Annotated in this window: 22 protein-coding genes and 1 pseudogene; 7 read left to right on the plus strand and 16 right to left on the minus strand. The window is 58.3% G+C overall.

Translation table 11 applies throughout. The features are described 5' to 3' along the window. The 13 genes and pseudogenes from B7449_RS06795 to B7449_RS06855 form a co-directional block, all read right to left on the minus strand. A pseudogene (locus B7449_RS06795) lies at positions 1-2,000 on the minus strand (ATP-binding protein); the annotation flags it as partial. 13 nt (positions 2,001-2,013) lie between these two features. Then, entirely contained in the window at positions 2,014-2,415 is a 402-nt protein-coding gene (locus B7449_RS22790) for a hypothetical protein (RefSeq protein ID WP_242407767.1), read from the minus strand. A 274-nt stretch (positions 2,416-2,689) separates the two neighbouring features. After that, positions 2,690-3,160 carry a hypothetical protein gene (locus B7449_RS06805; protein WP_039732572.1) on the minus strand — a complete coding sequence of 157 codons (471 nt, stop codon included), beginning with the start codon at positions 3,158-3,160 and terminating at the stop codon, positions 2,690-2,692. 187 nt (positions 3,161-3,347) lie between these two features. Next, positions 3,348-3,626, minus strand: coding sequence for a helix-turn-helix domain-containing protein (locus B7449_RS19700; RefSeq protein WP_039736545.1), 279 nt, complete (start codon positions 3,624-3,626; stop codon positions 3,348-3,350). Further along, positions 3,595-3,813 carry a BrnT family toxin gene (locus tag B7449_RS19705; RefSeq protein ID WP_307150323.1) on the minus strand — a complete coding sequence of 73 codons (219 nt, stop codon included), beginning with the start codon at positions 3,811-3,813 and terminating at the stop codon, positions 3,595-3,597. Before B7449_RS19705 ends, B7449_RS19700 begins: the two co-directional genes overlap by 32 nt. Positions 3,814-4,772: 959 nt before the next feature. Further along, the gene (locus tag B7449_RS06820; RefSeq protein WP_010515535.1) at positions 4,773-5,318 is read right to left on the minus strand and encodes a hypothetical protein; all 546 of its coding nucleotides are present in this window, start codon (positions 5,316-5,318) and stop codon (positions 4,773-4,775) included. A gap of 17 nt (positions 5,319-5,335) precedes the next feature. Beyond that, positions 5,336-6,037 carry a hypothetical protein gene (locus B7449_RS06825; protein ID WP_244465749.1) on the minus strand — a complete coding sequence of 234 codons (702 nt, stop codon included), beginning with the start codon at positions 6,035-6,037 and terminating at the stop codon, positions 5,336-5,338. 530 nt (positions 6,038-6,567) lie between these two features. After that, entirely contained in the window at positions 6,568-7,806 is a 1,239-nt protein-coding gene (locus B7449_RS06830) for a DotG/IcmE/VirB10 family protein (protein ID WP_048883525.1), read from the minus strand. After that, positions 7,806-8,786, minus strand: a complete 981-nt coding sequence (locus B7449_RS06835; protein WP_048883526.1) for a DotH/IcmK family type IV secretion protein — start codon at positions 8,784-8,786, stop codon at positions 7,806-7,808. Before B7449_RS06835 ends, B7449_RS06830 begins: the two co-directional genes overlap by 1 nt. Beyond that, a complete protein-coding gene (locus B7449_RS06840; RefSeq protein WP_039733505.1) occupies positions 8,783-9,418 on the minus strand; it encodes a DotI/IcmL/TraM family protein in 636 nt (211 codons plus the stop codon). The genes B7449_RS06835 and B7449_RS06840 overlap by 4 nt, the downstream gene beginning before the upstream one ends. Positions 9,419-9,550: 132 nt before the next feature. Next, positions 9,551-10,189 (minus strand): hypothetical protein, encoded by a 639-nt coding sequence (locus tag B7449_RS06845; RefSeq protein ID WP_244465750.1) that lies wholly within the window; start codon positions 10,187-10,189, stop codon positions 9,551-9,553. Between the two features lie 487 nt (positions 10,190-10,676). After that, positions 10,677-11,480 carry a helix-turn-helix domain-containing protein gene (locus B7449_RS06850; protein WP_048883528.1) on the minus strand — a complete coding sequence of 268 codons (804 nt, stop codon included), beginning with the start codon at positions 11,478-11,480 and terminating at the stop codon, positions 10,677-10,679. Between the two features lie 343 nt (positions 11,481-11,823). Beyond that, positions 11,824-12,201 (minus strand): hypothetical protein, encoded by a 378-nt coding sequence (locus B7449_RS06855; RefSeq protein ID WP_029329627.1) that lies wholly within the window; start codon positions 12,199-12,201, stop codon positions 11,824-11,826. Between the two features lie 43 nt (positions 12,202-12,244). Here B7449_RS06855 and B7449_RS06860 point away from each other — a divergent pair, with 43 nt between their 5' ends. The 6 genes from B7449_RS06860 to B7449_RS06885 are packed head-to-tail and all read left to right on the plus strand — an operon-like array spanning position 12,245 to position 18,684. Continuing rightward, entirely contained in the window at positions 12,245-12,589 is a 345-nt protein-coding gene (locus B7449_RS06860; RefSeq protein ID WP_010515542.1) for a hypothetical protein, read from the plus strand. Beyond that, positions 12,586-13,173 carry a hypothetical protein gene (locus B7449_RS06865; protein ID WP_010515543.1) on the plus strand — a complete coding sequence of 196 codons (588 nt, stop codon included), beginning with the start codon at positions 12,586-12,588 and terminating at the stop codon, positions 13,171-13,173. The genes B7449_RS06860 and B7449_RS06865 overlap by 4 nt, the downstream gene beginning before the upstream one ends. Continuing rightward, a complete protein-coding gene (locus B7449_RS06870; RefSeq protein WP_048883529.1) occupies positions 13,173-14,357 on the plus strand; it encodes a hypothetical protein in 1,185 nt (394 codons plus the stop codon). The genes B7449_RS06865 and B7449_RS06870 overlap by 1 nt, the downstream gene beginning before the upstream one ends. 9 nt (positions 14,358-14,366) lie before the next feature. Further along, positions 14,367-15,779 (plus strand): hypothetical protein, encoded by a 1,413-nt coding sequence (locus B7449_RS06875; protein WP_025440165.1) that lies wholly within the window; start codon positions 14,367-14,369, stop codon positions 15,777-15,779. A gap of 22 nt (positions 15,780-15,801) precedes the next feature. Beyond that, a complete protein-coding gene (locus B7449_RS06880; protein WP_019086204.1) occupies positions 15,802-18,162 on the plus strand; it encodes a DotA/TraY family protein in 2,361 nt (786 codons plus the stop codon). A 24-nt stretch (positions 18,163-18,186) separates the two neighbouring features. Further along, on the plus strand, positions 18,187-18,684 hold the full coding sequence (locus B7449_RS06885; protein ID WP_019086203.1) for a hypothetical protein: 498 nt from the start codon (positions 18,187-18,189) through the stop codon (positions 18,682-18,684). A gap of 405 nt (positions 18,685-19,089) precedes the next feature. On the opposite strand, the gene B7449_RS06895 is transcribed toward B7449_RS06885, so the two are convergent. The 3 genes from B7449_RS06895 to B7449_RS06905 all read right to left on the minus strand — a co-directional run bounded on the left by B7449_RS06895 (position 19,090) and on the right by B7449_RS06905 (position 21,078). Beyond that, positions 19,090-19,626, minus strand: coding sequence for a hypothetical protein (locus tag B7449_RS06895; RefSeq protein ID WP_025440166.1), 537 nt, complete (start codon positions 19,624-19,626; stop codon positions 19,090-19,092). Continuing rightward, positions 19,623-20,627: a thiol:disulfide interchange protein gene (locus B7449_RS06900; protein ID WP_025440167.1), complete on the minus strand. Its 1,005-nt coding sequence runs from the start codon at positions 20,625-20,627 to the stop codon at positions 19,623-19,625. The genes B7449_RS06895 and B7449_RS06900 overlap by 4 nt, the downstream gene beginning before the upstream one ends. Positions 20,628-20,688: 61 nt before the next feature. Further along, the gene (locus tag B7449_RS06905) at positions 20,689-21,078 is read right to left on the minus strand and encodes a hypothetical protein (protein ID WP_025440168.1); all 390 of its coding nucleotides are present in this window, start codon (positions 21,076-21,078) and stop codon (positions 20,689-20,691) included. A gap of 541 nt (positions 21,079-21,619) precedes the next feature. Between B7449_RS06905 and B7449_RS06910 the strand changes: the two genes are divergently transcribed. Then, the gene (locus B7449_RS06910) at positions 21,620-21,919 is read left to right on the plus strand and encodes a WGR domain-containing protein (protein WP_039736669.1); all 300 of its coding nucleotides are present in this window, start codon (positions 21,620-21,622) and stop codon (positions 21,917-21,919) included. Positions 21,920-22,224: the final 305 nt, after the last annotated feature.

Genomic DNA, 22,224 nt, shown 5'->3' on the forward strand with positions numbered 1-22,224 from the left:
TATTCCCTGAGATTGACAAGGGCATCGACGACATCCCGCCACCATGTCGGATCGTCTTCTCCCGCATGGTGGGGCAGGCTTATGCCCAGCGATGTTATTGCGGCATCGACATCCGGCTCGATCCCTGGCGTGTAGATTTTGGGCGTGCCCCCCTGCACCCCGGTACAGAGGCGGTAGGCTTCATCAATCACGTCCTCTACCAGATGGTCCATGCCCTCCCACGGCCTGCCATCCAGCGGCGTGGCAAGGAGCGAGATGAAATTCTGCAGGAAGACGCGCTCGAGTGGCAGGGGATATTCCAGCCCGACCTGGGTATCGAAGACATTGACCTCGAAGCCCGGGATTGCCTGCATCTTGACGTAAACTGCCTCGTGCTGGCGTTCGGGGCCAAGCGCGTTGCGCAGCATCTCGATCAGTCCACGCGAGGACGGGCCGATGTCGAGCTTGCCGATATAGGGGAGCTTCGTGCCGTGGCTGCTGATCGCGGCGCTGCTGAGGATCAATCCCAGCAGAATGGTATTGGCCAGAACGGACTTTCCGCCGCCAGGCGGGGCTACGATAATGTCTACGACGGATGGGCGTAGCCCGCCCCCGGTCGGATCATAGGGCCAGATTGAACCATCGGGTTTGCGGAAGAGAATGGATCCCCTCTGCCACGGTGACGCACTGCGTGCCCACGGCATCATGGAGAACGCGTCACCGACAAGAGCGAGCGATGAGGTCGCAGTCGAACCGAGCGCCAGGGCAGGGACAGAACCCATGGCCGCTTCCAGCGGATCGCCGGAGATCCGCGTTGTCTTGCTGTTGCCCCACGCATCAATCGCCTGGGAGAGGTCCGACGCCTGCCGTCGCAGCTTCGCCTCTGCTCCGACCGGAGCCCAGGTTGTAGCGGTCATGCGCATCCGCACGGAATTATGGTTGTTTTTCTGGCGCTCGAGCTTGAGTGCGGCAAATGCCCGTCGAATGTCGCTATTTCCGGGGAACATCGCCAGAAACCCGGCTCCGGCTTCCTTGAAGCCGAAGGCGGCGCGGCCACCGCCCTCCAGGATCATGGCGCTGCGCCATGGCAGTCTCTTGCGGCCAAGCACGCTGGAGAGTTCGGAGAACGGGCGCGGATCCTCTGGGCCAATCGTCATGTCGACCGGGGCGTATGTATAATCCCCCACGGTCACGAGCTGTCCGCCTTTCGTTTCGGCGTCGGCATTGAAGATCTGGTCCCGGATCGCTGGCCAGAGCAGGCCCTGCGGATGGGGCTGCGGGTCATCCAGATCGTCAGGAAGCCGTGGCATGACCCGGTCACCCAGCAGGGTCGGTTTCCAGGCGGAGCCCGCCGTTTCACGGTAGGTTGCCTCGCGCGCTACCTGCAATGCCTGATGTGGACCGAGAAATTCGCAGGAAATGTCGAACCCCTGCAAGGCAGCCTGCACGCGTGAAATGAACGATTCATGGCGGGCCGCCATGATATCGGAGCGCAGGGCAAAACGTTGGGTATTGCCCACGCGGGGAAATTGGGAGGCAAGGGTCCTGCGCTCCTCTGCCACCTGTTTGCGGTCCTCACGTGTCAGCACGCTGGGCCGGGTCCACAGGACATAACAAGTGGCCTCCCAGCGCATGACGTTTGGCCAGCGCCGGCGCCTCTCTTCGATGACATCCGAAAGGTCTGCTCCGATCTGTCGGGCTATGGACCGGCAGCCATTGAGGCTCAGTCGGTCAATCTCGATACCTGAGCGCTCGGGATCGGAAATATACCATCCCACAATGGCATGGCCACGTTCTTCAAGGAGACCCTGCAATTCTATACGCTGCTGCTCGGCGAGCGCTTCCACTTCCTGCCGCGTGCACATGCGACGCAGGCCATTGATGCGCAGTACGGAGACATATTCACCGCGTTTGGTGATGAGATGGTCCCCGTGCGTACTTTCCACATCGCAGAATGAGGCAAGGGGCTGGCGCAGCCCGAGGCTGATGCCGGCCAGCAGACTGGAAAGAATACCGCCCATTGATATGATCCTGTCATGTCATGACCGGTTGGGGATCGGCATCAAGCCATTCCCTGACAAGCGCCGGGTAGATGTCGGTGGGTCCGTTATGGAGACGGCCCAGGGGGAGGAGCCGGATGCCGTCCATCAGGGCGGTCGCGCTTTCATTGATCTGCGGGTCCGCCCGGTTCGCCATCAGCAGGGCAGTCGCCAGCAGTCGGGGAGACGTTGTCTCCAGCCGCCGCCGGGCTTCGGCCGTCCGCGCGTGCAGAGCGCGGAGCACAGCGAGAGCGCTTTTGCATTGCGCAGGCATCATCGCGGTATCCGACCCTGACGCGATCGCGTCCATTGCACGATGCCAGACGGCATCCTGTCCGTTTGGCCCATTGCCGAGCGTCTGCATGAGGGTCTGATGCGCGCAGCGGGTCAGGGTCATGATGCGGGTCTGCGGCAGTTTCGGCCACCATATCAGGACGGCTTCGCGTTCAATGGCCGGACGGGTCGGATCCTGCAGGATGTTGCATAAGGCGCAAACAGGACCGGATCCGTCACCGCGCCATGGAAACCTGCGACCGGGCGTTATCAGGCCGCAGCAGGCGCATGTGAAAAGGCCCGGCTCACCCATCTCCCCGGCGCCTGGCGCTGACGGATCCCATGGGCGCGGCAGCAGCCGGAAAGACTGTGTGAGACGGGCCATTGCGATCGGGTTCCTAGCCGCCGCTCGTGAACTGATAGGCCTGAGCCTGCGTACCAACGGTTGCCGAGCCACCGGACGCGGTGTTGGCAGCCTTGTTGATCCACTGCGGACCCGTTGCGAAAAGACCGCACAGCACGATGCCGGCGATTGCCATACCGACCTTTCCGGGCGAACGGTTCTGTTCGTTGCGGCTCTGCCAGGCCGCCCATACGCCGCCGATGAAGCAGATGAAGGCAGCAACATACATGCAGGCGGCAGCAACAAAGCCGCCTGCGGTCAATGCTTCCTGGGCGGTAGCCTGCATCTGCGCTCCGATACCGTTCGCGCTACCGGTTGCGGACTGGGCCAGCGCGTGGCTGGCAATGAGGATCGGGACGGACAAGGTGCCGAGTGCCGTGACGGCGCGCTGTCTGTATCCGGCCCGTTGGGTCACCAGACGCGTCAGTCGCGCCGCGCTGGGGGTGCTTGTGCGAGAGAGGTTCATGGTCAAGGGCTCCGTTAAAGAGGGAGGCATGTCCCTCGGGGGAGTCTTCGGCCAGTAACATGCGACTGCGAATGTTTTTTCCGAAAAAATCTGTCTTATCGAACGGTATACTATGACTTCGGTATAAAAATGGCTATCCGGCGTTTCGGGTTGATGGGCTGAATCCCCGGTTCGTTGGGAAGGCAGCTCAGGCCACCGCCTGAGCTACCATATCGGGGTGCCGTCCGATGACCCGAACGTAGGCTACAGCGAAGTCGGGGGCCATCGCCCGTGCCTGCTCCCAGTCCCGTAACGTGCCGACAGGAACGCGGAAACGACTGGCAAACTCGACCTGAGACAGACCGAGATCGTTACGGGTTTTACGGATCAACCGCGCCCTTTGCCCACGCTCCATGCCTTCGATGGATACCGCGCGGTCTTTGGAATCCGCCGGATCAGCAGGCAGAATGATATGCTCTCTCTTCACCTTTGTTGCTCCTTCTCACGGAAATGAAGCGGGGCAGATCGTCCCGCCAGACAAACACACCGGTGAACAGCTTCTTGCCCACGACGCCAACCACTTTGTAGCGATCCTCCTCATCCTCAATGCGGATGGTAGGCAAGATCAGGTGATTATCGTCCTCGAAAATACGGTCGCCAAAGGTCAGAGACAGCGTGTGCTTTTTTGGTTGGCGAGGTCTTTTGCGGGGTCAAACCTGTTATCCATGAGACGATAATACGGGATTACCGTAGTTATTGTAAAGTGAAAACTACGGGTATCCCGTAACTTTTAGCCATTTCGACAGGTCGCCATCAACCTCGTATGCCCGATAGCATAAAAATCCGGGGCATATATCTTTATCCAGAATCGCTCGAATCCTTAGTAATAACGAAATATTTCTTGTTTAATTTCTGGAAAATATGAACAGTAAGCGAAAGTGATCGAGCGTAGTTTAGGTACTACCGCGAATACACCCCTCTTTTTGCACGGACCTCAACTTTGATGGGTCTGTTACCCTCATCATAAACAAGTTTTACACGGTCAACCGTTGGTTGGAATGGACGATAAACTTTCAATTGTCCTTGATAGGCATTTTAGAAATACCATAACCAAGAACACCAATGATGATTGGCATGCCAATGAAGGCGAAGAACTGCATAAAGGTCATTCTCGAAGCCCTCCTAAAACGGCTTGTGCCCGCTGATGGCGAAAATACGCCATTCCCAGCCAGAAAGCGACTCCCAAGATAACGATATGAGTAGGAATGCGGTTGGCTGTCAGATTAAAAAATGACGCAGCCAAGGGAGATAGGACACCTAGCGAAAGGCAAGATCCTGCAGCGGTATTCAGCAGGTTTGCCCGTAGTTTGGTCCGTTCGTTATGAACAAGATTACCCATCCCAGCCATCGCGTTCGGCGGCTTCAAGTTCCCTTGCGATCAGGCGGCGGATTGCTCCAGCATGGTTAATGCCCTGGCGCACGGCCTCATGTGACCATCTCTCCAGATGGGGGTGTCCCGCTTTTTCGGGTTATCATTTCCCAATTTTATCATGTTTATCGGTTATTAAAAAAATGCGCAGGAAGAAAGTCTCGAACCTTAGCCAATCTCAGCGCTACGGGTTGGGTCATGATTTTAGCCGGACGTTGTCCAGTGGCTCAGGATCCAGGTTGCTTCCTTGACGGGATTGAGGAGGATCACGCCGAAAACGAACTGGATGAGGCAACTGAGTTTTGAGCGGTTTGTTTTTCCGGTCGCCGACGCGTTCCACGCAACGACTGCCATGAACGCCGCCCAGGCGCCGAACATTTCGAAGAACAGGGCGAAATCACTGACGATTGACAGGATGGCATCCTCTGGGCCTGTCCCGGAAATGACGCTTCCGGTCGCGGCATCCGTATAGCCGGTGACAGAAGCTCCCAGCGAAACCTGCGTATCGAGACCGGCAGAGGTGGTGGACTTGGTGAGTATCCTGTCAAAGGTGGCAAAGACGCCAGAGAGGACAATCCCGATCCAGGGCACCCAGGGGCGCCCGACGAACGGGTTCTGGGGCTGGCGCTGCTGCCATAATCCCCATGCCCCGGTCAGGAAGGCAATCCACGCTGCAATATAGCAGGCCATTGGCAGCAGCCAGGCCATGGCGAGAGCGAGATCGTTGACGAGGTTGACCAGACCTTGCACGTCGATGTGTCCTTGCCTTACTGGATGATGCCGCGTTCAGCCTGGATCACCCACATCGTGCCGCGTTGGGAGATGGCGCGCACACGACCATATCCGCGGAGATCGGTGCCGATTTCGATTTCGGACTGTGGCGGTTGCCCGGCTGGTGCCGCATCGTCCTGCACCATGGCAAGCTGGGGAGATGCAGCAAGTATCCGGTAGTGCGGCGTCCATGTCGGGGGCGGAGCAGGAGGCATCTGGCGCATTTTCGCTGTCCGGGACGCTGGAGATTGCGGCGGCGTTGGCGCCAGCTGCGGCTCGGCCGCCGCTGCTTCCAGGGCTGCCCGTGCCTTGTCGGCTGTGGCACGTGTGGCAGCCGGTCCATCTGACGGGGGCGCTTCGGCGTCGGCCACGGCTCGTTTCGCTTCGAGGAGCGACATCCGGCGGTTGAGATCCGAAGCCTTTGCCGTATCTGCGATACGCAGTCGGTCAAGATCCTGCCGGAGTGCTGCGATCTCGCTACGGGTCCGCTGCACCAATGCTGCTTCTTCCGTCACAAGCTTCAGCACCTGCAACTGGTCATCCGATGTCATGGGAGCCGCTTGCAGGCGGGTCGCTTTCTGGACCGCATCGTCCGTCGGAACAGCGTTTTCGATGCCGATATCGTGTCTCTGCGCAGGCGTGTTCTCGGTCGGCAGAGGTGCCGGTGTTGGGACGGCGGGATGGGGCGGCTTTTTCATAGCAAGGAGTGCCTTGAGATCCTCATCTGTAGCCGAGACCTGAGGTGCCGGGGGTGATGGCAATGATGTAGGTGAGTGCCCCGGCGCTGGAGACGCTTTGGGGCCTGATGGTAGCGGGGCGGAAATCATTCCGACTTCCTGGCCCACGGGAGACGCCTGCTTCTTTGCTATGCCCATCACGAGGAAGAGGGAAAGCAGACTGCCGACGGCAGTACCCGCGATCATGACCTGCCTGCGACGCGGAAGCGCCCTGAAAAGGGCCATTGCATGTGGAACGGGTCGGTTCCTGTCAGGCGCTGCTGTCACAGGTTGCGGGTGAGGGGAGGGAGGCTCGGCAATTATGTCCGCCTCGGGCGAAGGGTCAGGCTCGGGCGTCGTGGCCAGCTTGCGGAACGGCACAGGTTCAATGCCGCGATCCGCGCTGAACGGATCCCGGGACGTCGTTGCGGTTGCGGCTGAGGTCATGGTGAATGCTGCCTTCTGGTAGAGAGTGCAGAATTCGCCGATATCATGCGACCGGTGCGCGAAACTTACTTCTTCATGACGACGTCCGACATGAAGATCACGCCAACACTGACCTGAGCGGCAAGGTTTACGCGCGGCTGGGTCGGCATCTGCTGCATGAGCGCGCTATTGACCTGCGAGGCCGCTGCACCGGCCGCCACGCCCAGTTGTTGCGGGAAATTCAGTGACTGGACGTAGTTGACGTTGCCGAGGGCTCCGATCGAACCGGTTGTGTTCGACGTCATTTCGATCGCCTGCCCGAGACCCTGGACAAAGGCGGCAGCGGCGGGAAGAACAAAGCGCTCAACGTATAGCTGGTCAACGCTTGAGGCCACCGCAGCTTCCATGGTGTCCGGTGCAACCACCATACCTTCGACCTGGATCGGGGTCGGATCGTTTTTATGGAAGACCTGATCAACGCGGACAACCAGCCTGTTCAGATGTCCCCCGGCCCTTCTGACGGATGCTTTCATCCTGTCGCCAGCGAGTGGACCTGAATCAGCTTCCAGGATGATTTCTCCCCCGAGATCGCTGTTGGTTGCTGAAACCGTATGGGCGTAAATCCCCCGCCCGGCAGGAACAAGGACGCGGGAGAGGGCCGTCTGGGAATTTGCTGTCGCCGCCGAAGTTATTGAAGGGGAGACCACCGGTTTTTTTGTCTGCTCCCTTCCGGTTTGCGTCTTTTCATACAGGACATTTGTGACCGGAAAGCGTCCATCAAGACGGCCCGCGAGATCCATGATCGCATGTCTGTATGCGGTGATGGCGTCTTTCTGGAGCTGCGGGTCACGTGGCATGGCTGCACGGAAGGCTGCATCCGTCTGCACTGGTACGACGGGAACGCTTGGCACGACCTCAGGCGCGTGCGAGGCTGGCGCCGCGGCGGCCCTGGCCATCGCCGGGTTGGCGTCCGCCCCGACCTCCTGGGCGACTGCGGGCGGGGGAGGCTTGTCGTCGGGATGGGTGAGCGTGCCCGGCGCAATATCAGGTGAATACGACTGTCCCGCAGTCTGTGCCCGACCAGCCTCGTCGCGGATCTGATCTTCGCGGAGTTCCTGCTGACGCGGATTGGAATTCAGGCCGCCGGGCAGGGGGTTGGCGGCAGGCGGCCTGCCGGGGTCCGAGCGTGGAAGCTCCTTACGGTGGATGGTGGAGATGAGTAGCGTGACGCCAAGAACGGTGCCGATACTCCCAAGGATTGCGAGCAGACGCCGGTTTCCGCCCCGCGACGCATCACTGAACAGCTGGTTGAACCTGGGTTTCATCACTGTGCGTCCCTGATATGGGCCGAGACCGTCCGTCCCGCATCGGAGAGAAGGACAACGGGAGACTCATGGAAAGCATAGAGCGTGTATCCCCCTTCACCGTGCTCCATGCTGTCCGATGAGGGCGTCATGAGGTGAAGGCGCGTGCGAAGATAGACCTCGTTTCCAATCCGCCAGGCGCGCACGTCATCGGGGGAAATACCCTCGACGGCCAGCGGAACGGCTGACGCTGGTGGAATGCCGCTTAGCATGGCGTTCATGTAGGGCTCGCCTGTCGCGGGCACTCCGGGGCGGCTGCCGACCGGCTCCCGGGCATTGGGCCCTCCCTCGGACATGCGAACGGTCAGGTTGTCATCGTAGGATCCACGTCCCGCGATCAGCAGGAAGGAGACCGGCTTTGGCGCGTTCTGAAGCGTTACGAGCAGTCCGCCTCTGGGCTGGAGCGACATCGGTTCGATATTGATGGTATTGGAGCCCTTGAACGGGACGCAGGTATAGAAACCTGTTGTCTCGACCGCAGGATTCCCGGCCGACGCGCCGCTTTTACCGGAAGCACAGTTCGTGCTGCCGTCCGGGTTGGCGGAATTGCCAGACGTATTCCATGCGATCGGCCAGGGCTGTCCCGTGCTGTCCACGAAGGACAATGCGGTCGGATAGCCTTTTGTCGTAAAGATCAGGCTTGTCTGCTGACCAGGCGCAAAGGAGACACGGATCGCCGGGCGCGCATTAGGGGTCGCGAATTCCGTGCCGACCTGCTCCGTGGCACGACGCACGTCCTTCAGGCGTTCCCCCAGCCGAAGGATTTCTTCGGGTGTGAAGGGAATGGCCTCATGCTCGGCTTCATCTTCGGCTGCCTGATCCTGATCGTCTGCAGGTGTCGTTGCCGCAGGCCCGGGCTGTGATGGCTGCTGTGCGAGTGCCGCAAGTGGCAGGACGGACAGGGTCAGCGGAAAGAGAGAAAGAATTCGCACGGTTGTCACTCCCTCCCCGACGAGACGACAAGCTGTTCGATGGCCAGTCCATCCGGGTGATCCAGATCCTCCACGCGATCAATCGTCACGGTTGCCATCAGCATTTGCGTATTCTGCTGGTTGACGTTTTCGCAGGTCTGGATGAAAGGAAACTGTATCACGTAGCGCGCGTGTCGCTGCACGACTGTCTCGGCGCGTACGGTCGCGGCCCGTGTCGGCTGCGCATAACAGAGCAGTTTTGCATCTCTGAGTTTCGCCAGATTCCCCTGCGTAATGAAAGACTTTGCAAAGGTGTTCCATCCGTTGAGCGTGTAGTGAGCACCCGCGGTGTTCATCTGGGTTGGAAAATCACGATAGTTGATGTTGTAGGGTGCGATCGCCCATTTGACGGCCCAGCCGAGAAGCTGGTCCTGGCCAAGTACAGGACTGGTGAGCGCCACGGCCGGTCTGGGAGCGTTCTGGCCGTCAACGTAGAAATAGAGGGGTGTGGGCGGGTGTGCACGGATATAGGCGTCGTGTGCCGCGAACACGATGACCACGCCTGCCAGTGCGATGTTGAGCAGTAGCGATCTATCGACAACGATCCCCTGAAAGTCGGGGTCGGTAAGCCGCCTGGTTACTGCGGAATTAAACAGCCGCATGGCGCGCCTCCCTTACGGGGGCATGAAAAAAGGTGGTCATCACTCTACTCTCATTTCCCGACGGTGATGAGAGCAGGCTGGAAGTCTATCTTGCGACCAGCACGTTTTTTCTTTGACGGTTTGCGCTACTACTCAGGCGGCAATGCCATGCGTGGCGGCAATGCTGCGGCGGTATCGTCTGCTGACCCGGTCACCACCCTTGCGGCTGGTCCAGAAAAAGCATCCGCTCTTGCAGAGGCATTCCCGCCGGATGTAGTGGTGTTCGCCGATATAATGTTCGGCCCTCGCGAGAATGAACCAGGGCACTTTGGCGCCGCGTCGTGGCGGAAGCTGCTCCCAGCAGCTTTGGGACTTCAGCGCGCTTTCCGAAATAAGGAAATCCCGTGCAATTTCACGCGGGTTCTGAAATGCAAAATGGCGGTAGGCGATTTCGATGTTGGCGGCCTCGTGCCACCGTACCTTGTCTCCTCCCTTATGTCCTGTGAGGGTCAGCCTGCTGAGGCTGTTCCTGACAAGCCATGTCCGTCCCCGCCGGGCTTCGGGTGGAAGCAGCGAAGCCTGTTCCCATGTGAGGACAACTGCGGGATCTGCGGGAATGGCGCTCCGCTTTTCGGCAAGTATGGTCTCCGCCTGTATTTTTGAGAGCCTGATGCGCGGTGGCAGGCCAAGCTGCTTTCTTTTTGCACGCACGCTCCCGGCCGAGCGGCCAAGCATCTCGGCTATGTCGGCGGTTTTATCACCACAGAGCCAGCGTTGGCCAAGGATGAGCAACTGGGTCCTTGTCCATGCTCCCCTGCGTGCAGGCGCTTCATAAAAAACATTCTGGGGTCGGTCGGCCCATTGCGCGACTGACTCCTTTACCTCCTGCACTGTCAGGGTAAGCATTGTCGCTACAAGGACCTCGTCGCACAGCCTGGCATAGAGGGCGCGCGTCATTTCTGGCGTGGGATAGGTCTGAAGCCATGTAAACAGACCGTGTTTTATAACCTGGCCGAACGATGCTGACTTCATGGCGGTATGCCCTCGTCATCGCGTTTTCGGGATAGGCTGCGTGTTTTGGGAATAATATCTCTTAAGCGTTATATAACCGTCAAGAAATAAATAGCGCAGAACGCGCTAATATGACTCCAGACGCGGTTTCCGGTCCGCGTTGGTGATCCGCCGGGCCACATCACCTGGAATGGACAGCCCAAGGCATAGGGTCTGCCATAAGAAAGGAGACCTCTTTCCTGACAGTCTCCATACCTTCATCACCCGGTCAGTGGTTTGCGATATCGTCGAGGTGACCAATAATGGACTCGAGATCAGCGAGGGCTTCGAGTTGTGATTGCGCGGACATTGCCCACGCGGTCATGTCCAGGGAACGCAAGAGGTCTGCGTCGTCATGTATTCCCGGGATCAGGTAATAAACGGAGACGGACAGTCCTTCGGCAATGCGATAAACCGTTTCAAGGCTCGGATTTCTCAGCCCTGCTTCGATCAGGCTCAGGCTGGTCAGGGAAACATGTGATTTATGGGCGATCTGGCTCGCTGTTGCCCCCTGAAGCGTCCTGAAGATCTGAATCCTGCGCCCAAATATCTCGAGGAGGTCCTGCCGTTCCCCCGAGGTGAAGGCGACACTGTGTGAATAATGATCGATCGGCAATCTGACCGGTATTTCCGGCAGGTTAAACGTCTTTGAAATATTGCCAATAATGTCGCGTAATTTCTGGATTGCCAGATTGTAGTCCGAACACTGCTTCATGGTCTTTTTCAGCTGCGTGGCGGATGCCACCAGATCCAGATGGGCAAACCATGTACCTTCTGGTGCGCCTTGCGGAAGAATATCGCGCGGATCTATCTCAAATACCCGTAGCAGCGCCGATAATGTTTCCAGGGAAACCGGACGACCGGCTTCGATGCTCCGTATGACCGATACATTCAACCGTGCCAGTTTGGCGAGGTGTACCTGCGTCCAGTCAAGCGCAGTGCGCCTGTCATAAATGATTTCCCCAATGTCTCTATATAATTGGCCGGATGCAAATAAAGCCTCGGCTTGCATCTTGCCATTGTCATGGGACATTTTCGTTTACTCTCACGGCGGGCGTTTTCCTCGGCAAAAGAAACTTCCAACATCCAGAAGATATCGACTGGTCACGTCCTGACAGGGGATCACGCGTGACGGAACGTCATGATAGTCGAGTTGGAGCCCGCAAAAAAGGTGTCTGAGGTCGCAAAGGCCGCTGCTCTGGTCAGGAGAACTTGATGGAGACACTCATATGCCTGTTATGCCTGCCGTGGTTATGGCGCTGGCCTCTGGCCCCATATCTGTCACACCTGCCGCGTTTCATCTTGTCCAGACAACTTCTCCGGACACTCCGTCCCAGCCGGCGTTGATGGGGACAACCGGCGGGGAAGCCTTACCATCACCGGGAGACGCTGGGCAGGAAGGTCCGGGCGCATTGGCTGATACTGGTGTGGATCCTCGAACATCCGGGAATGTTCCAGCCCGTCGGTATTTCCATATCGCCAGCGGTTATGGAAAGCAGGTCCCACTTGGTTTCGCCGTGCGTCAGATCGTTCCGCATGGGGTGCGTGTGGTGTTCGCGGCGGACGTGGACACCAGCGTTCCTGTTGACTGGCAGGGCGGCCGGGAATGGAACAAGGTTCTGGCGACCACGGTAGCCCAGGCGGGTGACGTCATTGATGTTGGTCATAATAAAGTCGCGGTCCGACGTCGAATTCGCTGACTGGTCGCATGATGGCCCGACACCTTCGTCGTAATCACCCGAGGAAGGTTCCATGAACAAGCCCTCATCCGTCCGGAAATCCGGACTTTCTTCCCCGATGCCCAATGTCTCCCTTGCGCTGGATGCGCTCGGCGAGATCTGGCGCATCAGGGGCGGGGAGGACGTCATCGCGATGTTGGACAATGATATGACAGCGAGGACGGCCTGGCACGCCATCCTCGCTGGTGTCGCGCCGCATGAATGGCCGGATCTGGTCAGCTCCCTTGACGCGCTGATCCCCTATCTGCGCGGCCGCAGGGACCTGTTGTCGGCGGACAGCCCTTTTGGACGGGGCGTAATCTCGGAAAGCAGGCGCCAGGCGCTTCATCGCCTTCTTGCTCCGGAAAGGATTGCCCTGCTGGAGGCTGTGACGCGTCCGGCTACACGTCAGGAGGCCGCATGATCGGTCTGCGCTTCCGTGTCCTGTTGTCAGTGGCCGCCGCTCTTGTATCGATACAGGGGCATGCGCAGACCATGTCATCAGCCGCCTCTGGCGCCACGACATCTACGGGAAGCGTCGGCTGCGCCGCCCTGACCCAGGCGGCGGCAACAGCCGTAAACGAACGCGTTCAGGCCAACGATGCTTACGAAAAGCAGCCGGATAGCGTCAACGGCCTATCCTGCCTGAGCAATTTTTTCAACGGCACCGGATTGAATCTCATCACGAACGGCCTTGACCCCGCGGCACTCCTGCAGGCCGTCGAGGGCCAGATAGGTGGCCAGGTCTGTCAGGCCGCACAGGCGGCATGGGGTAACGCCATGGGGTCGACCCAATGTGGACTCAGTTTGTCAGGCGTTAACCTGGGGCTCGGTTTTGGCTCGAGTAGCGGGCTCATGTGCCCGAGCCTGAGTTTCGGTGGTGGTGGGCCGCCAATCGCGACCGCCATTGCGGGGACGTCGAGCGGTACGACTGATCTGTATATCAACGGATCTCCCCAGCTTCCGACCGGATACAGCCTGAGCAATCTCGTGGACGGAGTGTTCTGATGCGCAGGCTGCAGATGGTTATCATTGGTGTTGCTTCGTGCGTCTGCGTGCTGGCAGTCACGCCGCGTCCGGCATACGCGCTTTTCAGTGACGCCGCTGTCGTTGCAGCGATCAAGCTTCTTCAGGCGTTCACGGGCAACGCCCTCAATACGATGACAAAAAATCTGACGGACAGCATCGATTCAAACCTCAGTAGCCTTACAAACCCGAATTCCGTTGCGTCTCTCCTGACGAAGGGTTTCACGCAGGTTGCCAATTACGCGAAAGCCCAGGTCGGTGCCCAGTCGCAACTCATGGATGCCCAGGACGCAGCGATGGCCGGATTTCTACGGCGCCAGCAGGAAACCGGAATCCGGGACGAGCATATGATGAACCCGGAATTCTGCGCGGGCCTTGACGCCCAGCAGTCCACCGTGGCCGCGTCCAAAGCGGCGCGCTCTGCGGTGTACGCCATTGCGACCGTGAGCGATCCCCGCGGTGAGGCAGGTCAGGGAACGCCCTCCTATTACGGCAAGTCACAAGGCACGGATGCGAACATGTCCCTGCACCTCAAGCGCTACTGTTCATCCGACGACGTGGCGCAGGGGCTCTGCTCTTCCGTGTCCCGGCTGCCGAACGCCGACCAGCGTGCCGCCAGCCTGTTCGGCGCCGATACCCTGTCCGCGGATGGCGCAGTGGATGCAGCCAATGATTATGCGACCACGCTCATCCAGCCGGTAGCGCCGGCGGCCCTGCGTGGCGAGCAGCTGTCCAGCCTTCGGGGACGTGAAGCCGCAACCCGGCGCCGGTCGTACAACAGTCGTATGTCTCTTGCCCGCTGGGTCACGGGCTACGTCACATCTCTTGGTGTTCCGTCTGTCGCGCTCACGCGGGACCAGAAGGCTGAAATGACGGCCGAGGGGCTCACGCCGCTCGACAAGGCGTCGTGGCTGCAGGCTATGGCGCTGGAAGTCAATCGCAGGGTCTCCAGCGTAAGCTGGAACGCCTCGCTCCAGGCAATGCCTCCCGCGTCGGTCATGCGCGAGGTTGCCACCGAGATGGCGCAGTCCAATTACCTTGCGCTGCAGAACTACCGTCTCGGGCTCTACCTCGCGACCATGGGAGCTGCCCGGGTCGCGCAGGAAGAAGAGGTCGCCTTCAGGGACGGCCTGACACCGATGCCTTCCCCCACGATCAATCCCTAGAGGTTTGCCATGTCTGAGGCCCAGCAGAAAACCGGCGATATCGAGGATGTGCTGAAAACCCTTGATCGCGTGCAGTCCGAATACAGGAAGCAGGCACCCGGGCAGGCCGCCGCATATGATCGGCTGCGGCAGGAATCCCGCGAGCCTGACGTCCATAATGATCCCGGCTTCCGTACGCGCGTCGCATACGCCGTGCAGGATGTAGAGCGCCTTTTGGGACCGACGCTTGAAAAGGAGCATCCTCTCCGCACCGAGATGACAGAGCGCGCGGCGCATTACCCAGGTCTGAACGAACCTGTGGTCGCTGCGATGATGCGTGAAACGCATCGCCTTCAGCAGCCAGAAGTAAACGCGATCCGGACACTTGCCAGCGAACTGGTTGAAGGACGTCAGGATCCGGACCACCCGGACATCGCGCACACCATCGAGAACCTGAGGGCGACCGTCTTTCCCGAACCAGGGCATCAGCCAGCGCCAGGGCATGACCATGCTGCCGGGTCTGCGCACGATGAGAAAGGTCAGCCGGACAAAACCCGTGGAATGGCGTCGCCGGGGGAGGGCGCTCCGCCTGGACCGGAGCAGTCGGCCAGCAGTCAACCCGGACAGACCCATACGACGGATCCTCAGAAGGACTTTCGAGAGAAACAGACAGGTCCCGCAAAAGACGCGCCGGAAAGCCGATCGACGATGGATGGCAACGGCACAAAGGAAAAGGCGGCAGCGAACACACGGGAAACGAACGGGGCGGCCAGGGATCAGGAGGACGTCAAGGTTATTCGCGGTGGCGGCTTTGCCCGCCTAGCAGAAGCGATTGCCTCGCGCATTGATAGCCAGCCTGCGAGCCCGGCATCATCGTGGATGGAAAAGGCCGCCGATTTCAGCACCCGGCTGCACAACGCGCGTGACGAAAAGAGCCTGGAGGCGACCGAACGTCTGGGAAAGCAGGCGGTGGAGGCCCTGCGTGACCTCAGGGAGCGGCCAGCTTCCTCCATCATGGCGGCGATTTCAGATGCAGGAAAGGGCGACCCTGACGGTGTTGCCGGTGTGTTGTCGGAGATGAAGGCCGGTGGCCGGTATGCGGATCTGCATAGCCAGTTTGTGACGGAGAAACAGAATAACCAGGCATTTGCGGCGCAACTGGAGAATGTCACCAGCAAGCTCGAAGCCTACGGAAAGGGAAGGGACGCCGCCGAGGCAACAGGCCAGCGCATGGGAATGCCCGGCAGTGTGACGCAGCGCTTCACCCAGATCGATGCCGAGATCGGCAGGACTGCTGCCGAAGTGCCCGGAAAAAAAGAGGGGGCCAGTGCGCTGGAAGACATGAGCGAGAAGGTCCGCGAGATGATGCACAAGGCTGTGACTGCAGTCACGGATTTCATGACGCGGATGAAGCCCGGTCCCACCGCCAGTCCTGCGCCGTGACTTCGCCGCTGGAGGACAAACCATGACGCCCTTTCGTCGCCCTGTATTCGCCATCCTGCCGCTTCTGTTTCTGTCGGCTCTTACCGTGTCCGCGGCAGCGCAGACGGTTGTCGCGACCGGTTCGGGAGATGCAGCCAGCAGCACGGGCTATAACGTGACATGGGACCTGCTTGATCCGGGCAGTGACTGGGCGGCGCAGGTCATCCGGTCTGTATTCCCGGTTTTCGGCCAGGATACGGGCGCGCCCAGCATCGGCAACGAGGCGACCGTCATAGGAACCATGATCGGGTGGTTCTCCGGGTTTGTCATGGCATTTGCGATGGCGGTCGTAAGCTATATCTACTTCATGAACATCCACCGGGGTGCAGAAACAGCGCAACTCCTTGGTAACAACCAGACCAGCATGTCGATCGTGCGGATCGGGATTGCGGCCATCCTGATGTGGCCGCTGCCGACAACCGGCTTCAATGCAGCGCAGGCCGTTGTCGTGCAGGGCTCGCTCTGGGGCATCGGTATGGCGAAGGTCGTTTACGACAAGGCGAAGCAGGCGATCGGACCAGACGGCAAGGTCATTGCACAGCCCCTTATCCCCGGCACAAAGGGGATTGTGACCGGCCTTGTAAAAAATGAGTTCTGCCGGGCCATTATTAACATTGCTGCGAATAACACGAGCCTGATTGCAGCCCCGACCGGGCAGACCGTCCTGTCCGTGACCGGCGGAAAGATGGGGATCATCAACTATTCTTACAATATGGCAGCCGGCGCAGGAGACGGGACACCAGTTTGCGGGGCCGTAAGTCTGCAGGCGCCCAATACTGACGCAGTGAATCTGGCCGGTTTCCAGGTCGACCAGGCGGGTATGCAAAAGCAGGTCCTTGATTCCGTGATCCTTGGCGACATTCGCAGCCAGGTTGAACAGGTGGCGCAGAAGTACTGGCAGACCAAAACGACAACGTCCTTGGCCCCACTCATGACCATCATCGTCAATGCCACCAACGATTATGCGTCGCGTCTCACGACGCAGGCGGCACAACTGCGTTCGAAGCTTCAGGACACGGTCAATAATCAGACGCTCGCGCTTCACCAATGGGGAATTTCGACGAACGGAGATGCGGTCAACACCAGCAGCCAGATGGATACTCTCGGGTGGACTGGCGCAGGAGCCTACTATCTCGAATTCGCGCGCCTCAATGGCCAGACCCTGTCTCTCATGACCGCAACGCCAACCATCACCACGCCATCCTATTCCGGTCTCGGAAACTATCTTGCCTCGGACATTGCGCCCCTGGTGCAGTCTGCGGACACCTTTATGGAGAACATTGACAGCATGGTTGCAACGCAGGATGGCGTGACCGCGCCAGGCGGGAATGCTGACCTGTACACAGGAGCGATACCGGGCGGAGACGGTGCGGGTGTGCTCGACCAGCTGTTCCGCGCCCTGCACCTGAATGATTACGCCCTGCAGATCGTGACCGGATTTATCGAGCCGTCCGGTACGAACGGCTACTGGACGGATCCGTTTGGCAATCTCATGTCACTTGGCAACTGGATGATCACGACCGCCCTTCTCACCATGGGCACTGCGTCGGTTCTTTCTTCTACGGCCGGCACCGTCGGTATTGGCGTGCTGTCGCTTCTGAGCGGAAATCCTGAAGGTGCCGTTGCGGCAGGGGCCGGGCACGCACTGATGCACTTTTTTGGCGCGCCGATTATCGGCGGCTGTTTCGCCATGCTTATGCCAGGCCTCACCATCGCCTATGTCATCCCGATGATCCCGTTTGTCATGTGGATGTTTGCCGTGGCTGGATGGTTCATCATGGTCTGTGAGTCCGTGATTGCAGCGCCTCTGTGGATGCTCGCGCATATGACCATGAACGGGGAGGGGCTGCACGGTCATGCAAAACAGGGTTATGCCCTTCTGTTCAATGTCATCTTCCGGCCGGTGCTGATGCTGTTCGGACTTTTCCTTGGATATTTTATATTTGATTCAGTGTCGTGGCTGATCCACATGTGTTTCGGCATTGCGGCCGGACTGGTGCTGTCAAACGGCTGGATTGTGAGCAACTTCCTCGGCATGATTGTTCTGGTCAGCCTGTTTGTCATGATTCATGTCACTTTGGCGTTCATTTCATTCAGGATGATCTCGATCCTACCCCAGCGGGTTCCCGCCATGATCGGATTTGGTGACGTGGACCGGGTCGACATCGACCAGTTCAGCCGGGACGCCGCCGTTGTCGGTATGGCGGGCACGTTGCTCTCGATTCAGCAGTCGCTCGGTGGGAGCGATCGAACTGCGACCCAGCCTATGGATGATAAAAATAGTAAGCAAATATATACGGGTGCAAATAAAGCTGTAGATACGACAATGAAAAAGATCCTATAGTGCGTTACACTTGGAGGGCATGAAATGTTTGGTGGCAACGGGTTGAGTGGGCCGGCAGGCTTCATACTCGGACGCATGTCGTGTCAGTATAGCGAGAGCTTGCAACGCAATATCCGACAGGCCCTTCATGGTGCTGCTCCGCCGCATTTTAACGAACTCGAAGAGCAGGTTCGGTTAATCAGTCGCTTGACCGAGGCACTTAATCTGGCAAATGCTCACTCCGATAAACTCGAAAGCCAGTTGGAAGACTGGAAAGACTACGCTCATGGCCTGGAATCCCAGATCAGAGAACTGAAAGACCATTTTTGTCGGACGAGTGCTCATGCTGAGCAGCTTGCCAACGATCTCAAAATATCAAGGGAACAGGAAAAAGACCGGGCGCAAGAACTTGAGGCAATCCGTGTCAATTACCGCCGACTCAGCGATGACCATGTCACACTGACAACCAAGGCCGAGAACATGGAACGACGGATTTGGGGCTATCTTTCCATGGAAAATGAATGGAGAAAGCGGCAGTCCTAGTCGCAAGATACTTGGTCAGGATGGTCTCCTCTAAGCGGGAGACCATTCGTGAAACATCTCATTCTACCTCTTGTCCTCTCCCCCTGGCTTGCGGCATGCAGCGCTGGCAACGTGTCGTCTGCTGCCCATGTGCATGGCCCAAAGGCTCCGCCGACCAGGCATGCGCGTTATGATCCGCACGCTGCCTACGGATCGACACGTGTAATCTGGACACCCCCTACGTGCGATCGCGCCGGTACGATCGTCCGGCCTGATGATCCACGGGTGATGCAGGGGCGCGAGGATTATGAACACGCCTCTTGGGCAACAGGCGCTCAGGGCGGCGACAAGAACGCGCCTCCCGGGACGTTCTGAGTGCTCCGCCGATCCTATCTATTCACCAGCGCAATGCAGATGGACTTGCGCTTACGGCTTGCGGGGAATGAGGCTGTCGGCGGTCGCGACAAATTGGCGGGCGGAACACAGGCGGCGTTCGCGGATCTGCCAGTTGAGCCACGCGTTCTGAAACGCCACGAGTGCCAGAAATGTCCAGAAGGGTGCGAACTCCAGCGCAGCAAGGAGTTGGGTGCCCTTCCAGTGGGAAAGGAGCATCTCTCCGGCCCAGCCAAGAATCAGACCTACAGCGAGCATACTGGCAGCAAGCGCCCGCCTGTATGTCTCATGCTGTCTCCGATCGAGTAAGATCGCCACAACGCGGGGTTCGACGCCATATTCGGCAGCGATCGCGGCGATATCAATAGGGGTACCGTCTGGCGCCCGCGGGCCCTGCATACTGGCTTTAGGCTTCAGTAATGCCTTCCCGAGGGCTTCAATCAGCGCGGCGTTCCTCGTCACATCGGACCAGGCGACCAATGTACGTGGGTCGCCAATCATCAGGCGGGCCACTTTGCGCGTTTTTGCAAAAAAACGCCGCGGGCCGGTCTGGTCCTGTCGTGTCTTCATTGCGAGACCGAGGTGAGAAACGTGATGACATCCGTGGGAACGCCGTCGAGCCGGCCGATCCTGCCATTGCGGTGCATCCAGACGAAGGTTGGGGTCCCTGTGAGCCCTATCTGCCGTGCAATCCCGGTATTGCGGGCAAGCTTCTCCCCACTATCCGGTTCAGGTACAGTCAATCTCGGGTTTAGACGACCGTTGACCCACGCTTGTGCCATCTCGTTTGCCGGAAGCGACAGCATGGCTCTCGCATTGACGGTACTGGCGCCATTATCCTCGTAATCAAGCAATGACAGCGGGACTATTTTCAGGCGAACTTTCCCCGCATCGATTGCGGGCTGAAGGATATGCATTGCCTTCATCGAGTAGATACATTGCGGGTCTATGAACATGATGACTTCCGGGGCTGAAGGTGTCCCTATAAGGCCTCCCGAGAGACCCAGAAGCCCGGACTGTTCGTTAGTGTCGGATGAAGGGCCAGAGATACTGATTTCTGGGACGGCTCCGGGAATGTCCCTGATCTGGTCTTTCGTGATGTCCTGTCCAGTGGCGCCCCACATGCGGGCCGCGACTGCTGCCTTGCCATCCGGGGTCGCATAGACGACCTGAAAACGGTTATCCGCCCGAACAAACATTCCCCTGATGCCTTCGACCGGCGTGAGATCGTGGGCGCGCGATCCGGCCAGGGAACGTAGGGTGTCGTATGGTACCGGAACCAGCGTGCCGCTAAGCACGATTGCATGGCTTTCCGGAGCGAAAAAGACGAGGAGTTCGTTCCGGGTATGGGCGATGCCAGCTTCGAAGCCGTGGAGATCGGGCAGTTTTTCGATGTTGGCCCCTGCTATCCCAAGGTGGGCGACTGCATCAGTCCTACCTTTATTATCATGTTCCAGGGGCGGCCCTATGGTGTTGCTCCTGGACACAATCGGAGTGGACACAGAGCATTGCTGTCCTCGCGCTGGCGCGTGTATGAGCAGGAGAAATGGCAACACGTAGAAACTGCGCATGGCGGACTCCGGACAATACTTATGTCCTGTACGCCCTGATCATGCGACTGCGATTAAAAAATCATTCCTTGTCGTTCCCCCTTTCTCGAGATGGGGGATTTTCAAAAGCAGGGTTGATCGGGGAGAGAATAAACGTCTCTTCTGCTTCGCTTCCTAACTCGTCGACCGACATCTCACTTATCATTTTTACAAGAATATCAACGCGGAGTTGCAAATAATGGGAATTCGGATGGTCGTCTTTCAACTGACGGCCTTTTTCGTGGCAAAGCACCAGAATGGGGTGCAATGATCTTGCCTGCTCACGCCTGGCAGTTGATGTTTTCGCTGGAGAAGCAATGTATTCAATATTGCATCTCAGCGCTAAAATCGCCTGAACCAGCGTCAGACATAGCTGTCCGGATTGTTCGTCATCGATAAGCTCGAAACGCGAGCGAAGTTCATCAAACTTCATGTCATCCTCACACGGATCAAGACGAACACACTGAAGCAACGCAGTGCACGGTTGCCATGTTTCTTACGGAGCGCTGGAGCGGCATAACCCGATATACTTTGCTATTATTCACGATTTTCGTCGTGATTTAATCTGGTCACCTAGCTACACGGAATCATGATCAGGCTGCCCAATCTACACGATTCCGTCTTGTTGTAACGTATATCTCATTATTGTTACCGAGTGTTTCATAGATATTCTGCGGGCAACGTATGTTCGAAACATGCGGAGCTATTGCTGGGTGATCGAAGGGCAGTCATGCCTGGATGGCAAGAAAAAGCGTCTTCTACGTCATCTTGCGATCGGTCGTGGCTTGAAGCAACCACCAACATGCTGGATGACTGACGTATCGGAAGACATCCGCATCGTACCATCCGACCCATAGATCGCAGGAAATGATCCATGCATGCTCCAAGCGAAGTTGCAAAAGGCTGAAAGAAGTTCAGAATATCTGTACTTGGATAATAGATCATGTTAGCATCATGCGATGCGCAGGACCAATATGACATCCAGAAGATCAACGAGCGCCGTTCCCCCAGAGAAAACAATACAGCTTGGACTGTTCCCACTATCGGTCCAGTTGCGCCGTATTCAACCCAGTTTCAATGAGTGGCGGTATTACGGACTGTCAGTTCAGCCCGACCTGTTCGGTGGTGCCGCGCTTGTTCGTAACTGGGGCAGGATCGGGACAGCTGGCACCCAGCGCGTGGATCTCTATCCGGATGAAGGCGCCGCGGTGAATGCCCTGACCGCGATGATCCGTTATCGCCTGAAACGCGGCTATATCGTTACACAGCCATGACTGGCTGCATTACCTGCAGGGGTAACCCGGTGTGATCATCGGACAGGTGATAGAGATAAATACTGTATCCGCTCACCACGTCATGGAAAATTCGTGTGTGGATATATTCGGACTAAAAAACTTATCATCGACATTGGGGTGAGCCGTAGTTTTCGTGAAAGGCCCGCTGCATAAGCCAGTTTACGCCGTCTGATAGCGTAATCAGGGGCAGGCTCCGCCGCATACAATTTGCGTAAAACTTGATGTTCATGGTGCAATGTGATCGATGTAGGCAACGTGCCGCAATATATAATTCAGCTTTCGAT

Origin of the sequence: Komagataeibacter intermedius TF2 (assembly GCF_000964425.1) — a bacterium.
In the GTDB taxonomy this organism is placed as follows: domain Bacteria; phylum Pseudomonadota; class Alphaproteobacteria; order Acetobacterales; family Acetobacteraceae; genus Komagataeibacter; species Komagataeibacter intermedius.

What these genes read in the sequence shown, in the direction of transcription:
- B7449_RS06900 (WP_025440167.1), bottom strand. Translation starts at nt 20,627, where the DNA reads ATGCGCAGTTTCTACGTGTTGCCATTTCTCCTGCTCATACACGCGCCA.
- B7449_RS06860 (WP_010515542.1), top strand. Translation starts at nt 12,245, where the DNA reads ATGCCCAATGTCTCCCTTGCGCTGGATGCGCTCGGCGAGATCTGGCGC.
- B7449_RS06880 (WP_019086204.1), top strand. Translation starts at nt 15,802, where the DNA reads ATGACGCCCTTTCGTCGCCCTGTATTCGCCATCCTGCCGCTTCTGTTT.
- B7449_RS06855 (WP_029329627.1), bottom strand. Translation starts at nt 12,201, where the DNA reads ATGGAACCTTCCTCGGGTGATTACGACGAAGGTGTCGGGCCATCATGC.
- B7449_RS06870 (WP_048883529.1), top strand. Translation starts at nt 13,173, where the DNA reads ATGCGCAGGCTGCAGATGGTTATCATTGGTGTTGCTTCGTGCGTCTGC.
- B7449_RS06825 (WP_244465749.1), bottom strand. Translation starts at nt 6,037, where the DNA reads ATGAAAAAGCCGCCCCATCCCGCCGTCCCAACACCGGCACCTCTGCCG.
- B7449_RS06910 (WP_039736669.1), top strand. Translation starts at nt 21,620, where the DNA reads ATGACATCCAGAAGATCAACGAGCGCCGTTCCCCCAGAGAAAACAATA.
- B7449_RS06805 (WP_039732572.1), bottom strand. Translation starts at nt 3,160, where the DNA reads ATGAACCTCTCTCGCACAAGCACCCCCAGCGCGGCGCGACTGACGCGT.
- B7449_RS22790 (WP_242407767.1), bottom strand. Translation starts at nt 2,415, where the DNA reads ATGACCCTGACCCGCTGCGCGCATCAGACCCTCATGCAGACGCTCGGC.
- B7449_RS06830 (WP_048883525.1), bottom strand. Translation starts at nt 7,806, where the DNA reads ATGAAACCCAGGTTCAACCAGCTGTTCAGTGATGCGTCGCGGGGCGGA.
- B7449_RS06905 (WP_025440168.1), bottom strand. Translation starts at nt 21,078, where the DNA reads ATGAAGTTTGATGAACTTCGCTCGCGTTTCGAGCTTATCGATGACGAA.
- B7449_RS06840 (WP_039733505.1), bottom strand. Translation starts at nt 9,418, where the DNA reads ATGCGGCTGTTTAATTCCGCAGTAACCAGGCGGCTTACCGACCCCGAC.
- B7449_RS06895 (WP_025440166.1), bottom strand. Translation starts at nt 19,626, where the DNA reads ATGAAGACACGACAGGACCAGACCGGCCCGCGGCGTTTTTTTGCAAAA.
- B7449_RS06865 (WP_010515543.1), top strand. Translation starts at nt 12,586, where the DNA reads ATGATCGGTCTGCGCTTCCGTGTCCTGTTGTCAGTGGCCGCCGCTCTT.
- B7449_RS06885 (WP_019086203.1), top strand. Translation starts at nt 18,187, where the DNA reads ATGTTTGGTGGCAACGGGTTGAGTGGGCCGGCAGGCTTCATACTCGGA.
- B7449_RS06875 (WP_025440165.1), top strand. Translation starts at nt 14,367, where the DNA reads ATGTCTGAGGCCCAGCAGAAAACCGGCGATATCGAGGATGTGCTGAAA.
- B7449_RS06850 (WP_048883528.1), bottom strand. Translation starts at nt 11,480, where the DNA reads ATGTCCCATGACAATGGCAAGATGCAAGCCGAGGCTTTATTTGCATCC.